General features: G+C 63.1%; 14 protein-coding genes and 1 tRNA gene. 9 read left to right on the top strand and 6 right to left on the bottom strand.

Annotated features, from left to right (window positions below):
• Positions 1-99: 99 nt before the first annotated feature.
• Positions 100-2,622, top strand: a complete 2,523-nt coding sequence (locus DMR_RS21425; protein ID WP_015863142.1) for a response regulator — start codon at positions 100-102, stop codon at positions 2,620-2,622.
• Between the two features lie 670 nt (positions 2,623-3,292).
• Here DMR_RS21425 and DMR_RS24990 read toward each other — a convergent pair.
• Both DMR_RS24990 and DMR_RS24985 read right to left on the bottom strand, forming a co-directional pair.
• Positions 3,293-3,976 (bottom strand): MBL fold metallo-hydrolase, encoded by a 684-nt coding sequence (locus DMR_RS24990; RefSeq protein WP_052279046.1) that lies wholly within the window; start codon positions 3,974-3,976, stop codon positions 3,293-3,295.
• Positions 3,977-3,981: 5 nt separating this feature from the next.
• Positions 3,982-4,269, bottom strand: a complete 288-nt coding sequence (locus DMR_RS24985) for a hypothetical protein (protein ID WP_052279045.1) — start codon at positions 4,267-4,269, stop codon at positions 3,982-3,984.
• 245 nt (positions 4,270-4,514) lie between these two features.
• Between DMR_RS24985 and DMR_RS21415 the strand changes: the two genes are divergently transcribed.
• The gene (locus DMR_RS21415; protein ID WP_015863140.1) at positions 4,515-4,859 is read left to right on the top strand and encodes an ArsR/SmtB family transcription factor; all 345 of its coding nucleotides are present in this window, start codon (positions 4,515-4,517) and stop codon (positions 4,857-4,859) included.
• Positions 4,860-4,932: 73 nt separating this feature from the next.
• Here the strand turns inward: DMR_RS21415 and DMR_RS21410 are convergent.
• A tRNA-Arg gene (locus DMR_RS21410) sits at positions 4,933-5,009 on the bottom strand.
• Between the two features lie 74 nt (positions 5,010-5,083).
• Between DMR_RS21410 and DMR_RS21405 the strand changes: the two genes are divergently transcribed.
• On the top strand, positions 5,084-5,449 hold the full coding sequence (locus DMR_RS21405) for an Hpt domain-containing protein (RefSeq protein WP_043601337.1): 366 nt from the start codon (positions 5,084-5,086) through the stop codon (positions 5,447-5,449).
• 35 nt (positions 5,450-5,484) lie between these two features.
• Positions 5,485-5,916, top strand: coding sequence for a response regulator (locus tag DMR_RS21400; protein ID WP_232502852.1), 432 nt, complete (start codon positions 5,485-5,487; stop codon positions 5,914-5,916).
• A 68-nt stretch (positions 5,917-5,984) separates the two neighbouring features.
• Here DMR_RS21400 and DMR_RS21395 read toward each other — a convergent pair whose 3' ends face one another.
• Positions 5,985-6,542 (bottom strand): type I restriction enzyme HsdR N-terminal domain-containing protein, encoded by a 558-nt coding sequence (locus tag DMR_RS21395; RefSeq protein ID WP_015863137.1) that lies wholly within the window; start codon positions 6,540-6,542, stop codon positions 5,985-5,987.
• Positions 6,543-6,742: 200 nt separating this feature from the next.
• Here DMR_RS21395 and DMR_RS21390 point away from each other — a divergent pair, with 200 nt between their 5' ends.
• Positions 6,743-8,245 carry a dynamin family protein gene (locus DMR_RS21390; protein ID WP_043601335.1) on the top strand — a complete coding sequence of 501 codons (1,503 nt, stop codon included), beginning with the start codon at positions 6,743-6,745 and terminating at the stop codon, positions 8,243-8,245.
• A 122-nt stretch (positions 8,246-8,367) separates the two neighbouring features.
• Here the strand turns inward: DMR_RS21390 and DMR_RS21385 are convergent, their stop codons facing one another.
• Both DMR_RS21385 and DMR_RS22690 read right to left on the bottom strand, forming a co-directional pair.
• Entirely contained in the window at positions 8,368-9,015 is a 648-nt protein-coding gene (locus DMR_RS21385) for a sensor histidine kinase (protein WP_015863135.1), read from the bottom strand.
• A gap of 3 nt (positions 9,016-9,018) precedes the next feature.
• The gene (locus DMR_RS22690) at positions 9,019-9,804 is read right to left on the bottom strand and encodes a PAS domain-containing protein (RefSeq protein WP_015863134.1); all 786 of its coding nucleotides are present in this window, start codon (positions 9,802-9,804) and stop codon (positions 9,019-9,021) included.
• 118 nt (positions 9,805-9,922) lie between these two features.
• On the opposite strand from DMR_RS22690, the gene DMR_RS21380 reads away from it, so the two are divergent.
• The 4 genes from DMR_RS21380 to DMR_RS21365 all read left to right on the top strand — a co-directional run bounded on the left by DMR_RS21380 (position 9,923) and on the right by DMR_RS21365 (position 14,515).
• Positions 9,923-10,165 (top strand): hypothetical protein, encoded by a 243-nt coding sequence (locus tag DMR_RS21380; protein ID WP_148208503.1) that lies wholly within the window; start codon positions 9,923-9,925, stop codon positions 10,163-10,165.
• An 88-nt stretch (positions 10,166-10,253) separates the two neighbouring features.
• A complete protein-coding gene (locus DMR_RS21375) occupies positions 10,254-11,222 on the top strand; it encodes a glycosyltransferase family 2 protein (RefSeq protein ID WP_015863132.1) in 969 nt (322 codons plus the stop codon).
• Positions 11,219-11,896 (top strand): class I SAM-dependent methyltransferase, encoded by a 678-nt coding sequence (locus DMR_RS21370; RefSeq protein ID WP_015863131.1) that lies wholly within the window; start codon positions 11,219-11,221, stop codon positions 11,894-11,896. Before DMR_RS21375 ends, DMR_RS21370 begins: the two co-directional genes overlap by 4 nt.
• A gap of 9 nt (positions 11,897-11,905) precedes the next feature.
• Positions 11,906-14,515: an ArnT family glycosyltransferase gene (locus tag DMR_RS21365; RefSeq protein ID WP_015863130.1), complete on the top strand. Its 2,610-nt coding sequence runs from the start codon at positions 11,906-11,908 to the stop codon at positions 14,513-14,515.
• The last annotated feature ends 122 nt before the right edge of the window (positions 14,516-14,637 follow it).

Raw genomic sequence — 14,637 nt, 5'->3', positions numbered from 1 at the left:
TAGTTGTCGTTGCAAGGGGCGCGGCTAGATAGTTGTCAGTATTTTTCAATGCTCCAAGGTGTTGTTGCCAGGATTTAGGTCCTTGAGAGAGGCTTGCCGATGCGTTCCAGTCTTCATGTCGTGTTCGCCGGTATCGCGCTGAGTTGTGTCCTGGCCGTGGGCTGCGGCGGCGTGCTGTATCTCTTGCGCTCCGGCCAGATCGAGGAAGCCGGCAAGGATCTGGACCGGCTGTGCTTTGTTCTGGCCAATCAGACCGCCCTGGCCTTTCAGGAGATCAACACCAAACTTTCCGACGCGAAAATGCAGCTGGAAAGCGACTGGACGACCTGGCCGGCCGACGAGGAAAAAATCCACGACATCCTGCGGGCCAACTTTCGCGGCCTGCTCCAGGGGCAGGCGCTGCTCGCCTTTGACGCCGACGGCAAGATGCGCGGCCATTCCCGGGAATGGCCCACGCCCCGGGTCCTGGTGGCCGACCGGGAATATTTCACGGCCCAAAAAGCCGGGGACGGCGATTTCCTGTTTATCTCCGAACCGCTGCGCAACCGGGTCAACAACGCCTGGATGATCAGCCTGTCGCGCCGCATCGACACCCCCTCGGGGGTCTTTGCCGGCGTGCTCATGGCGGCCATCGACGTGCAGTATTTTCTCGACATCTACACCGCCCTGAAGTTGCCCCATGACGCCACCATCGTCCTGCGCCGGGGCGACGGCCTGCCCCTGGCCGCCTATCCCGCCCCCGGCCGGCTGGACGGCCAGGGCGTGTCGTGTCCCATTCCGGGCGAGAGCATCAGCCGGGCCCGGGACGTACCGGGATTTGCCATGTCGGTGTGCCTGTCCCTGCCCCTGGACAGCCTGCTGGCGGGGTGGCGGCGGGTGGCCTGGCTGCTGGGCCTGGGCACGGCGGCGGCCGTGGCCGCCATCCTGGCGCTTTCCGCCGCCCTGGCGGCCCGGCTTCGCCGCGAGTGGGAGGCGGCCCGGCGGCAACAGGCCGAACTGGAAGACCTTGTGACCGCCCGGACCGCGGACCTGCAAGGACTGCTGGAACTCAACACGGCCATCCTGGAAGCCTCGCCCCTGGGGATTGGCGTCTACCGTCGGGACGGACAGTGCCTTTCGGTCAACGCCAGTTTCGCCCACATCGTCGGCGGCGACCGGGAGGCCGTGCAACGCCAGAATTTCAACCAGCTTGAGTCCTGGCGCGTCAGCGGCTTGCTGCCCGAGATACTGGAGACCCTGGACAACGGCCGAACGTTTCACAGCGAAGCCCAGGTGGTGTCCACCTTCGGCAAGCCGATCTGGCTGGAATGGCGGCTGGTCCGTTTCGTGCGGGGGGGGCAAAACCATGCCTTGCTGCTGATCAATGACGCCACCGTTCGCAAACAGGCCGAGGACGAGCTGCGCCAGGCCAAGCATCAGGCCGAGGCGGCCAGCCGGGCCAAATCCGCCTTCCTGGCCAACATGAGCCACGAACTGCGTACGCCCCTTGGCGGCGTGGCCGGAATGCTGGAGCTGCTGCTGACCACCGCCCTGGACGGCGAGCAGCACGAGTACGTGACGGCGGCCCTCAAATCGACCCGGCGCTTAAGTGACCTGCTCTCCGATATCCTGGACCTGTCGCGCATCGAGGCCGGCAAGCTGGACCTGCGTCTGGCCCCCTTCGAGACGGCCAACCTGCGCGCCGCCATTCTGGAAGTCTTTGCCCTGGCGGCCCGGGAGAAAGGGCTGATCCTGGAATTCACGCTGCATCCCGGCCTGCCGGCCCGCATCGAGAGCGACGAGGCCAGACTGTTGCAGATTCTCTTTAATCTTGTCGGCAATGCCGTCAAATTCACGGGCCTGGGCTTTGTCCGGGTGGATCTGTGGAGCCTGCCTGCCCGGCCGGACGGCCGCACGCCGTTGGTGTTTTCCGTGGCCGACTCCGGTGTGGGCATCCCGGACGGACGGTTGGGGGAGATCTTCGAGCCTTTTGCCCAGGGCGACCATCCCCGGCAGCAATCCCGCTTCGGCGTCGGGCTGGGGCTGTCCATCGTCAGCCGCTTGATCGCCCTGCTTGGCGGCGAGTTGGCCGTGGACAATGCCCCGGGCGGCACCACGGTCTACGGCTGCCTGCCGGTGGTCGTCCCGGCCGGCACGGCTGTTCTCGCCGTAGCGCCCGAGGCCGAGGCCGAGGCCGCGCCGTTGCCGCGAAATGGGCGGCAGGACGCGCCGCCCCCTCTGGTCTCGGGAGAGGACAGGGCGGTGGTGCTGCTGGTGGAAGACGACGCCATCAACCGCCTGGCCGCCCGGCAGTATCTGGAGAAACAGGGTTTTGCCGTCCTGACGGCCACGACTGGCCTGGAAGCCTTGGACATCTTGGCCCGCGAGGCCGTGGACGTGGTGCTCATGGACGTCCACATGCCCGAGCTCGACGGGGTGGCGGCCACGCGCCGCATCCGGACCGCGCCGGAGTTCGCCCGGCTGTCTGGCCTGCCCATCGTGGCCATGACCGCCTACGCCATGGCCGGCGACAAGGAAAAGTTCCTGGCGGCGGGCATGGACGGCTACATCGAAAAACCGTTGGACCTGGCCCGGCTGGCCCGGCTGGTGGAAGAGCTGGCGGCGTCGGGCCGGCCGGTCTAGCCCGGAGATCGCCGTTGCGCCACAATCCGCTCCTTGGCGTATTCGACTGGAGTTGGCGGCAACGTAGGGGCGGGTACTCTTCTGTTGGAAGAGGGGCGACAGAGTCCTGTTTTTCAGGAATTCTTGCTATTTTGCCGTAAAACAGGAGGTAATCCCTGAGCCGTGTTTTCGGGCCATTCGATCATGTTGGGCGTAGTAGCCTAAATTGATGAGGAATTTTTAAAAAACCGACAGGGCTTAAGGTCTGGCACGTAATTTGGATAGATTATAATCAAGAGCAAAGTGATACCTCCCTATCATTTTGACCTCTCCTTCATCTCCTGCGCGGGGGCTCATCCGAGCCCCCCTTTTTTTGGGGCAGCACCGACGGGCAAGGCGCAGGCGTTTCGGCCATGGAGGACTGCTCATCCCGTCCCGGGCTGAACTCACGATCTGTCGCCAGGGGCGTTTGCGCGAGGCGGGGCGGCGTCAAATGTCCTCTTGCGGGAGGATGGCAAAGGCAGCGGGCCGAGAAACGTCTGCAGGAAGGACGGCTCGCTTTTGCCGAAGGATCGTGAGCGAGTCAGGCACGCCTTCGGCACGTTCCTGCGGCGGCATTGCCCCGGCGCGGCCCTGGAGCCCCAAGGGCGCCTGAACATCTCGACAATGCCCCCCACTCGCGCACGCGTCGTCAACCGATGGCGTCGTTGACGTACGGGGCGGGAATCCACTGGTATCCCTGGCCGACCTTGGCCACATGGCCGATGCCCGGGAAGGCGATATGGGCCCCGGCCACGAGATGTCCCTCCCGGGCCGCTTCCTCCATAGCCTGCTGCCGCGCCCTGACGGCGGCCTCGTGATCGATGTCGTATTCGATGGCCAGTTCGGGGCAGGGAAATTGGGCTTCGGCCACATGGACCGTGTCTCCCCAGAACACCAGCCGTTGCCCCTGGCTGTCCAGGACGTAGAACGTGTGCCCCGGCGTATGGCCGGTCGAGGGCCGGGAGGCGATCCCCGGGACGACGTCCTGGCCGGCCTCGAACGTCACGAGCCTGCCGGCGGCGGCGTACGGTTCCAGGGATTTTCGGGCCTGGGCGAACATGGGCTTATGGCTGTCCCGGGCCTTGTCCGCGTTGGCGGGGTCCAGCCAGAAGGCCTTTTCCGCGCGGCTGACGTGCACCGTGGCGTTGGGGAAGACCAGGCGGCCCTGCACGGTCAGCCCGCCGGAATGGTCGGCGTGAATGTGGGTCAGCAGGATGTCGGTGATCTGTCCGGGCGCGAACCCGGCGGCGGCCAGGCTTTCGGGCAGCTTGTTGAGTGAAGGGCCGAGCAGATCCCCGGTCCCGGCATCGACGAGGATGCGGCGGTCCCCCAAAACGATCAGTAGGCGTTGACGGACGCGATTGTCGGAACGGGGGCATGGGCTTGGCGCAGCAGGGCGTCCACCTGGCCGGGGGAGTCGTTGAGGAGCTTGGCTCGGCTGCGCAGGGTACCATCGGACAGGGCGAGCACATCGACGTCGCCGACGGAGAACCAGTAATATCCGGCCTGCTTGCGCTTGGTTCCGGTTTTTTTTGGGGCTTCCTGGCCGGCGGCGGCCAGGGCGGGGATGTTGCCGAGCACGGTGGCGGCCAGGGCCGCCTGCATGAAGAACTGGCGTCTGTTCACGGTGGTCTCCCTCGCTTGTCTTTGGCGCGGTTTGGGTCGCCGGGGCGTTTCCCGGGCGCGGGTGGTTGCCTTGTCCGCAGGCAGGCAACGGTGTATGGCCTTGCCTGCTGCCTGAGCCAGGGGCGTTGGCCTCCGGCGCTGTCGTAAGTTCGTTTGTTCCGTTTTTACGAACTATGGTCGGGACTGTCAACGCCAATCCTGGCGTGGATTTCGCCCGCGCCCAGGGAGACCGAGGAAAGGGGACGATGAAGCCGCTGCAGCATCCGGCCATTGAGGACGTGACTGTGGAGGGCATCCTGCATGCCCTGTCCGACCCTGTCCGCGTACAGATTCTCAAGGAAATCATGCGGTCCAGCGCGCCAAAGACGTGTTCGGATTTCTTGAACCTGCCGGATCGCGTGGTGCCGAAGTCCACGCTGTCGCAACATTTTCGGGTGTTGCGCGAGGCGGGTTTGATCCGCAGCGAGCGAAAGGGTGTGGAATTGCGCAACACCCCGCGTTGCGAGGAGTTAAAGCCCCGTTTCGGCCAGCTGATCGGGGCGATTTTGGCGGCCTATGCCGGGGAATACGCCCAAGGCAAGGGCGACTGACTGTGCGCCGTGGGGGAGGGGACGCCGGGGGATGGTTCTAAGGGCGGCAAGGGCTTTGGCCAGGGGCAAAAACTGGCGCGCCCGGAGAGATTCGAACTCCCGGCCTGCGGATTCGAAGTCCGACGCTCTATCCGGCTGAGCTACGGGCGCGCGGGACATTCCTAAATGGATCGCGCCGGATGCGTCAAGATGGCCCGACACGGATGGCCAAGCACGGAGACGGCATGAACGCGATGATTTCCAGGCTGCCGACCACCGTCCGCGTCAGCCAGGCCCTCAAACCAATTTATTCGCAGTTTCTGGAAATCCAGAAGCGGCATCTGGCCGGCATCGCGCCCGCCCTGGCCGTTGGCGACACAGCCGAGGCCCGGCGATTGGCCCACAGCGTCAAAGGCGCGGCCGGCACCTACGAACTCCCGGCCGCCGCCGCCCTGGCCGCCGCCGCCGAGACCGCCATCCACCACGGACGCCAGGAAGAGGCCCTGGCCCTGGCCGCCGAACTGACCAATTACTTCGCAACCCTCAACGTCATTTTCGTCGGGCCGCAACCCCGGAACGACGCCCTTGCCGGGCAGTCCAAAACATCGTAGCTAGCTCCATGTCGTTCGCCTCACCGACATCAGCCGTGCCGTCTCTTGCTCCCATGCGGTTTCTCATCGTCGACGACGACGAGAGCATCATCCTTTTTTTGCGCACGTTCCTGTCGGCCTATGCCGAGTGCATCACCGCCTCCACCGGGCTAGAGGCCGTGGCCGCCTATGAGGCCGCCCTGGACGAGGACCGCCCCTTTACCGCCGTGTTCATGGACATCCTGCTGCCCGGCATGGACGGCAACATGGTGGTGCAGGAGCTGCGGCGCATCGAGGAAACCCGGCCGGGTCGCCGCGAGCCCTTCAAACTCATCATGATTTCCGTGCTGACCGACACCCGCCACGTCAGCGAGTCGTTTTTCCACGGCCGCGCCGACGCCTATCTGCCCAAGCCCCTGCGCCGCGAAACGCTTATCGCCGAACTCGTCAAGCTCGGCCTCATCGAACTCCAGCCCGCCCCCGCCTGACCCCGTCTCTCCAAGTGGGGGGGCCGGGGGCTTCAGGCCCCCGGCTGCCGGAGGCCTCTTCCTCTTCTCTACATTCTCGCCTTTGGCCGGCAGGCTCCCTGGCAGCAGCCGCCGGAGAGGAATTCGCTGTAGGCAAAAAGGATACGGCGTTCCCGGGCCAGCACGTCGCCCGGCAGCGGTTCCATGGGCGCGGCCAGGGCGGCCAGTTCCTCGTAGCGCGGGATGGCTCGCAGGCCTCGGCCGATCTCCCGGCCCGAGGCGACGTCGAGCAGTATGGCCTCGCGGGTGTCGGTGACCAGCGCCAGCGGCACGGGGCCTTTGTCGTAGACCCGGGCGGCGGCCAGGGATTCGCGGACGTAGCTGCCGGGTTCGCCGGAGCAGAAGATGACGAAAAGCAGCGTACGCCCGGCCTCGTCGGTGGCGGCCAGGTCGATCATGCGGGTGTAGTCCTGGCCGTCGGCCGGGAAGCAGACGCCGATCTTGGGGGTCAGGCGCTTTTTGGGAAAACCGCGCTCCTCCACGAGCAGCCTGGCCAGGGCCTGGCGGAACTCCTCGTAGGAGGTCTCGACGACTTCCTCCCCGGTCAGGTAATCGCGGATGACGTTGCCAAGGGATTCCTCGTGCATGGGGGCCTCCTGGCCGCGCGGGCGGCCGGGCACAGCCTAACCGCCCAGGGCCGGTGGGGCAACCGTTGCCGCGCCCCTGGCGCTCGGGCGAGGTTTTTTCGTCCGGCCGGGGATTTTCACGCCGCGTTGGTCCTGCCGCCTCGACGAATCCCGAATCATTTGATACGGAAGTCCACGTTGATTTTCGCCGGGGGGGTGGCATGGAAGACGGCCGGCTGCATGACAGGCTCAACAGCCTGAAGGAACATCTGCAACTGGAGAATCCGCTGCTTGTCGAGGCGGTGGGGAGTTTTCGCAAACTCGACAAGGTCTGCCGGGGGCTGGGACTCATCGGCAACGACCAGTCCACCATCTCCCAGATCGCCTGGTGGCCGCTGATTTCCATCCTGGGGCCGTTTTCGGCCGGCAAGTCCACCTTCATCAACAACTATCTCGACATTCCGGTGCAGCAGACCGGCTCCCACGCCGTGGACGACAAGTTCACGGTCATCTGCTACAACGCCGCCGGCGAATCCCGGGTGCTGCCCGGCACGGCGCTTAACGCCGACCTGCGCTTCCCGTTCTACAAGATGAGCGAGGAGCTGGAAAAGGTCGAGCCGGGCGAGGGCGGCCGCATCGACTCCTACATCCGGCTCAAGACCTGCCCCAGCGACAAGCTGCGCGGGCTTATCCTTATTGATTCGCCGGGCTTTGACGCCGACGCCCAGCGCACCTCGACCTTGCGCATCACCAACCACATCATGGATCTGTCCGATCTGGTGCTGGTGCTTTTCGACGCGCGCCGCCCCGAGCCAGGGGCCATGCGCGACACGCTCACCCATCTCGTGGCGGCCACGATCAACCGCCGCGATTCCAACAAGTTCATCTTCATCCTCAACCAAATGGACATTGCCGCCCGTGAGGACAACCCTGAAGAGGTGGTGGGCGCGTGGCAGCGCGCCCTGGCCCAACAGGGCCTCACGGCCGGCAAGTTTTATCGTATCTATTCGCCCACTTCGGCCGTGCCCATCGACGACCCGGCCCTGCGCCAGCGGTTTGAGGCCAAGCGCGACGCGGACATGGCGAGCATCCACACCCGCATGAACCAAGTGCGGGTGGAGCGGGCCTACCGCATCGTCGGCGAGCTGGAAAAGCTCGCCCGCGAGGTGGAGGACGTGCGTGTGCCGGAGCTGCGCAGCATGATGCAGCGCTGGCGTTCGGGCACGCTGTCCCGTGATTGCGGCATTTTCGGCGCGCTGGGCGTGGTGCTGGCGGCGCTGTATGTGCTGACGGGCCATCCCTTTACCACCGGCGTGGTGCCGGGCTGGCTGGGCTGGGTGTTCGGCGAGGCCTGGAGCACGATTTTATTCCTGCTGGCGAGCCTTGGCCTGGCCGGTTGGCTGCATATGCTGGCGCGCAAGTGGTCGGCGGCGTCGGTGGCCCGGCTGGTGTCCAAGACGTATCCGCACGGACCGCTTCGCGAGGGGCTGTTGCGGGCGTTTTACAAGAACACCGCGCCCTGGCGTTCGATTTTCCGTTCCGAGCCGGCTGGCTGGGGTGTGAAATACCGCAAGATGCTGGTGTCGGTGATCGCCGACAGCGAGCGGTTCATCCAGACGCTTAATGACCGGTACGCCCATCCCTCGGGCGTGACGGCGGCGGCGGTGGTCCCGCCGCCCCCCGACCCCGAGCCGCAAGGCGAGGGGGAGGCCCAGCCTGCCTAGCAGGGAGGGATAGTTGTTGCGACGGCGCGGGCAGCTTTGGCTGCCCGCGCTTTTTGAGTATGCGGCTGATGTGTACTGCAACAGAACAAATGTTGATGAAGCTGCGGGGAGAGGACGTCCTGTTAATCGCAAAAAGTGATCGTAATGGTTGTTTCATTGATTTCGTCGGAAGTTTGCATCTCGATTTTGTATCCAAGTGCATCAGCAATCAGCTTTGCCGAATAAGCGCCCAGCCCGGTTCCGTGTTTCTTCCCGTAAGTTTTGTATTTTTTAAAGAAGTGATCTCTAATGGTTTTGGGGACAACGCCCTTGTTTGTAATGGAAAGGCTCTTTGGGGAGCTGTTTGCGAAGTTAACGATAATGTCGCTTCCGGCCGGAGACGCCTCAATGGCATTGGTCAACAAATTTGACATCATATTGTGAATGTTGGTTTCTTCGGTCTGTATCACAAGTGTGTTGCTGTCATTTGCTACTTTTGCGTTATAATGAAGAATAATTTTGCAATCGTATCTTTTTAAAGAGCTTTGCAGGCTATCGACAACTTCTTTTGTTATGCTGACTAAATCGTTCGGACTCAGGCTGCAGCGGTAACTCCCTTCCTCCATCTTGAATATATCCAAAGAACTGTTGATCATCCTGAGCATTCTCCATCCAGATCTTTCAATGTGGTTTAAGTAGTCACGCTGCTCAAGTGTCAGGTTGCCATCTTCTTTTAATAATTGGGGTAATGACACGATGGCGTTAAGTGGAGTTTTGAGGTCGTGCCGCAAAATTCAATCCACGTCGCCCTTGAGCCTTTCAAGGTCAATTTTTTCTGAAATATCGTTCTTTACCGCTACATAATTAACGACTTTGCCAAACTTGTCAGGAATTGGAGTTATGATTGTCGATTCCCAGAACAGCTCTCCATTTTTGCTTTTATTGCATATCTCGCCCCGCCAAGTTTTTCCGTTGCATATGGAATTCCACATGCATATATAGAACTCCTGGTCGTGGACCCCAGACTTAAACATCCTCATATTCTGGCCGAGCACTTCCTCTTGTAGATATCCAGTGGTTTTGCAAAATGAAGGATTCGCATAACATATGGCACCGCTCGAATCTGTTATCACGATAGATGCCGACGAAGTCTCGATGGATAGGTATAGTTTTTGAAGTTCTTGCTCGTACTTTCTTCGTTCTGTGATGTCAGTAACAAAAGTAACTTTTTTGAAGCTGCCATCGAGGCCTGTGACTCGAACTGCGTCGGCTAAAATCGTGAGACGTTTGCCGCTTTTTGTGACAACATCCCATTCTCCTCGTACCTCTTTAGTGCCATTGATGTATTGGTCATGAAGTTTCTGCAGTACGGCTTTGTGCTCATCAGGGACAATCATTGTAAAATTATTGCCAAGAAGTTCTTTCTGGCCATACTCATACAAGCTGCAATATGACTTGTTGACATACTCAAAAATTCCTTCTGCATTTGTAATGCAAACTCCTGTCGGAGTGTTCTCGACGGCAATTCTGAAAATGTTTTCCCCAAGGGTAATGTCAAAATTCGATTTCTGTTCTGCCATATCTCGCCTCGTGCTTCTTGATGTTCCCAATAGACTAGCAGCAACACGATCTGTTGAAGCTTTTATCGACAGGAAAACAGCTGAAAATACCTGTTCTTGACTTGGATTTTTGCGATGAATGCACCTGCAATGCCCAAATGCCTCGAACCGGGGTCACGCGGAGCAGGGCAAAACGATATATTTGAAAATCGGCAAAAGTCATCTAAAAATTAATCCCGCCAATTCAAAGTATTATCTTGAAAGTGGCGGCACGGGAGAGGCCTTTTCAAATCGCGACGTGCTGGCCTCGTTTCGCGCCCGGCGGAACATGGGCTACGAGACGGCCATAAGCGCCGTGCTGCGAGCTTTCATGGAAAGCTAGGAGCGCGGCAAACGGCCCTAAGCCTCCTGCGACCGCCGCCCCGGCCCAGGCTTGACAAGCTTGTCGTGCCGCCAGTAGGGATACGCCCATGGCTCAAGACCAGTCTCTTGTCGTTGTTGTTCCTTTCTTCAATGAAGAAGAGAACATCGACAACTTTTTCAATCGCCTGGTCGACGGCCTCGGCCATCGTTTGAAAGGGATCGTGGCGGTGGACGACGGCTCCACCGACCAGACCGTCGCCCTCGTCCAAAAGCATATCAACGCCTTGTCCGTGCCCATCCGCCTCGTGCGCCTTTCCCGCAATTTCGGCCATCAATCCGCCTTGCTCGCCGGCTGCGAACAGGGCTGCCGCCTGGCCGAAGAGGTGGGGGCGGACTGGATCGGGACCATCGACGGCGATCTGCAGGATCGGCCCGAAGACTTTGTTTCGCTGCTGGATGTCAGCGACGACCAGGACGTGGTCTACGCCGTGCGGGCCGAACGCCATGACGGCTGGGTCATGCGCGTGTTCGCCCCGAAATTCTACCGGCTGCTCTCCCGCACGTCCCACTTTCCCATTCCGCAAAACGCCGGCACCTTCAGCGTCATACGGACCCCCGTGGCCCGGCAGATCGTCGAATGCGCCGACGCGGACCCCTATTTCCCGGGACTGCGGGCCTGGGTGGGCTACCGCCAGAAGGGCCTGCTCCTGGATCGCCAGGCCCGGGGCGGCGGCACTTCCAAAGTGGCCATTCACGGGCTGATCCGCCTGTCGCTTCGGGCGCTGATCCTGTATTCGGACCTCCCGTCCCGGGTGGTGGTCGGCGCGGCGGGCGTGCTGTTCGCGCTTTTGGCCGTCTTGGCCGCCGTGGTGCTGGCCTTGCGCTTGGCCGGAGTCATTTTGCCCACCGGGGTGACGAGCATCCTGCTGCTGGAAGTGTTCTCCCTGGGCCTGTGCGCGGCCTTTTTTTCCATCCTCACCCTGATGCTGGGGCGTATCAAAACCAATTCCTCCCGACAAAAGCACTGGGTCGTCATGAGCGTCGAACAGGCTGATGCGGGTGCCCGGAACCCATGACCAACGCCGCAAAGACGCCAAAAAAGCCGCTGCAGTCCCGATTCCCCCGCCTTTGGCTGACGGCCCAGTATCTGCTGGCCGGATTTTTTTACCGCGGCCGGGCCATCGTCAAACACCTGGACGGCCGTCGGCGCGTCCTGGAAGTGGGCTGTTCCGTGGGCATCGACAGCGTCCATTTCTCCAAACGCCCCTGCGACTACCTGGGCGTGGACATCGACGCCGACGCCATCGCTTTGGCCGCCGGACGCTACCGCGACAAGGGGCACATGCGCTTTCTCCTAAAGGACGTGCGCACCCTGTCCCCGGCCGACCATGCCTTTGATTTCATCCTCTTTTGCGGCTCCCTGCACCACATGCCCGACGCCGACGCCGTCTCCATCCTCAACCACACGGCCGGGCTGCTGGCCCCGGACGGGATCATGGTGGTCATCGACTACGCCCTGCACGACAACCCGGGCTGGATGGAACGCTTCATCCTGGCCCTGGAAGAGGGCCGCCATGTCCGGGAACAGGAGCCCTTTCTGGCCCTTTTGACCCAAATCCCGGACATGGAGATCGCCGAGCAGGAAATCTTCCGCAATCCGGCCTTCCTGCTGCCCTGGCCCATCATGGCCCACAAGTTCTGCCTCAAGCTGCGCAAACGCCAACCGGCCGGCGGACAGCCGGCGCCATAGCCACAGCCCATGCGCCACGACGTCTTTCGCATTTCCTACCGTCTGCCCCGGTCGGTCCTGGCCGCCCTGCTGGTCTTTGTCGCCGTCCACACCGTCGCCATCTGCAACATGCGCGGCGTGGCCGATCCCCAGGGCTATAACTTCAATTCCAACAAGCCGTTGCCGGTCAACAGCTACGAAGACGACGCCCAGGTCTCCCTCATGCACGCCCTGGGCTACTACGGGCCGACCACCAACACCTTTGACGTGGCCACCAATTTCGGCGGGCCGCTGCTCCACGGCGCGCGGCCGGTCATCTGGGCCGCGGCCAAGCTCGGTTTTGTCCAGCGTTTCGAGGACCGCAGCCTGTACGTGCTGTATCCGGCCGAGATGCTGCGCATCTTCAAGATTTTTTCGTTTTACAAGCTGGCCTTCCTGCTCGCCATTCCCCTGGGCGTGTTCTGGCTGTTGCGCAACCACGTCAGCGAACGGGCCGGGGTGCTGGGGGCCTGGCTCATGGTTTCCGTGCCGTTTCTCACCGGCTTCGAGCTGCGGCTCAAGCCCGACGGCGTGGTTTTCGGCCTGACCATGCTGTCCATGCTCTACCAGCTGGCCTTTGCCCGGGACGGCCGCGCGCGCCACCTGTACGCGGCCGTGGCCTTGCTCGCCGTCTCCTTTGCCATGAAATTCACCATGGCCACGGTGGTCTTTCCCTTCGCGGCCTGTTTGTGGGCCGGGTTGGCCGGCCGGGGGCTGCGGCCGTTTCGGGGGCCGGGCCTGGCGCTCGTCGCCAAGGCCGCCGGCCTGGGCCTTGGGCTGTTCGTCGTGTCCAACCCCCGCATCATCCCCGGGGCCTGGATTTTTTACGACTTCATCGTCCGCTATTCCACGCTCAACAAGAAAACGGCGGTCAAGGGCGATTTCTGGGCCACCATCCTCTTTCGCTTGACCCACTTTGAAGCCTTGCTCGGCAAGGCCCTGGGCCTGGTCGCCATCCCGGCCTTCCTGGCCGCCCTCTGGCGCTCGGCCAGGGAAGGCCGGCGGGTCACGGCCGTCAACTGCCTGACTGCCCTGTACGTGCTCCAGCTCCTGTTTTTGTGGTTCGTGGCCAACGACCACGTGGTCGGCAACATCACCTACTATTATTACGGCCAGTCCTTGCTGACGGCGGTGCTCGCCGCCTTGCTGTTCGACTGGCTGGCCACGCTCGGGGCCGGCTCGCGCCGGGCCGTCCTGGGCCTGGACGTCCTGGCGGCGGGCCTGGTCGTCGCCACCATGGCCGCCAACCTCGACGTGCTGCGTTTTTCGTGCGGCCAGAGCACCCGGCAGATGGCCCAGGGCTGGTTCGACGCCAACGTTCCGGCCGGAGCCTCAGTCGGCATCCCGCTGGCCCCTTCGGCCCATCTGGTTTTCAGCGACCGCTATCTGCTCGATCCCTTCCGCCACCGCATCCTGCTGCTGGGCCAGGACGGCGGGGAAACCGAAACCCTGCGGCCCGACTATGTGTTCTGGGTCCGCTCAAATCCGCTCATGCCGCATTTCGCCAGCCCCGGCTACGAACAGGTGGCCCTGTTTAACGCCGGCCGCGATCTGCCCCGCGAGCCCTACACGTTTTTCCAGGACGACATTTACGCCGTCTACAAGCGCCTTGAAGCGCCGGCGACGCCGCCCGCCGCCGGCCCCACCGACCCGGACGCGGCCTTGGGCGCGGCCCTGGCCGGCGAAGGCGATTGCAACATCGTCGAATATCACGCCTCGGGCATCTTTCCCGTGCAGATGACGGTCTTTATGCGCGCCCGGGGCCAGTATCTGCCCTTGGGGCCGGGATTGTTCTTCGCCGCCCTGCGCGCCCCGGTCTCGCCGCCGGCCTATCCGCACCAGCTCACACCCGAGCTGCTGACTCTGTGGGGCGTCAAATACCTCTACGCCCGCCAGGACGAGGCCGTGGAGCGCCAGACCCTGGCCGATCCCCGGTTCGCCCTGGCCCCGGCCGAGTTGCCCCCCGGCAAGAGCCTGCCCGAGGGGCTTGGGCTTTTCCGCTACGGCGGCTACCAGGGCATGGCCCATTTCCTGCCCAACGCCCCGGCCAGCGAAAAGCTCGCCGTCGCGCCGCGCTGGCAGGGCCTTTTGGCGCGCCACAAGCTTCTGCCCTACGGCCGGCTCTATCCGGCCGGGACCGCCCCAGGGGAGCGCACGCTCCTGCGGGTGCGGATGCGGGTGGCCTGCACCGGCCGCATGGACCTGCTGCTCAAGGGCGCGGGCCAGCCGCTCAGCCTGCTGCTTGGGCCGGGAGACAACGACGTCGACGTGCCGCTGCCCGTTTCGGGCGTGCCCGAGCCGGGCTACGAGCTCAACGCCGCCGAGCCCGGAGCCCAGGGCGAGGTGCGCTCCATCGCCACCGAACCCATGGCCATCCTGCCGGCGACCTGTTTTTCCGCCGATCCCTACAACGCCTTTGCCGCGGTCACGGCCGAGGTGGCCGGCCAGGTGGCCTTTTCCCTGCCCTACCATCCGGCCTGGCGGGCCATGGTGGACGGCGCGCCGGCCCGGCCTGAGCGTGGTCCGGGCAACGTCGTGACGGTCCCTGTCGGTCCGGGACGCCATTTCGTCGCCCTGGAGTTCGACGGCACGCGCAACTGAGGTTTGTGTGCCTGGGCCGTCGCCACACCGGCACGGCTTGCGCCGCAGCATCGACGCCATAAAAAAGCCCCGGTTTCCCGGGGCTTTCGCTTTTCTCGGCGCTCGGCCGACGCGTTCTCATC

The organism is Solidesulfovibrio magneticus RS-1, assembly GCF_000010665.1.
GTDB classification, from domain to species: domain Bacteria; phylum Desulfobacterota; class Desulfovibrionia; order Desulfovibrionales; family Desulfovibrionaceae; genus Solidesulfovibrio; species Solidesulfovibrio magneticus.
The sequence above is the reverse complement of the archived record's forward strand: the minus strand, read 5'-3'. Positions and strand labels throughout refer to the sequence as shown.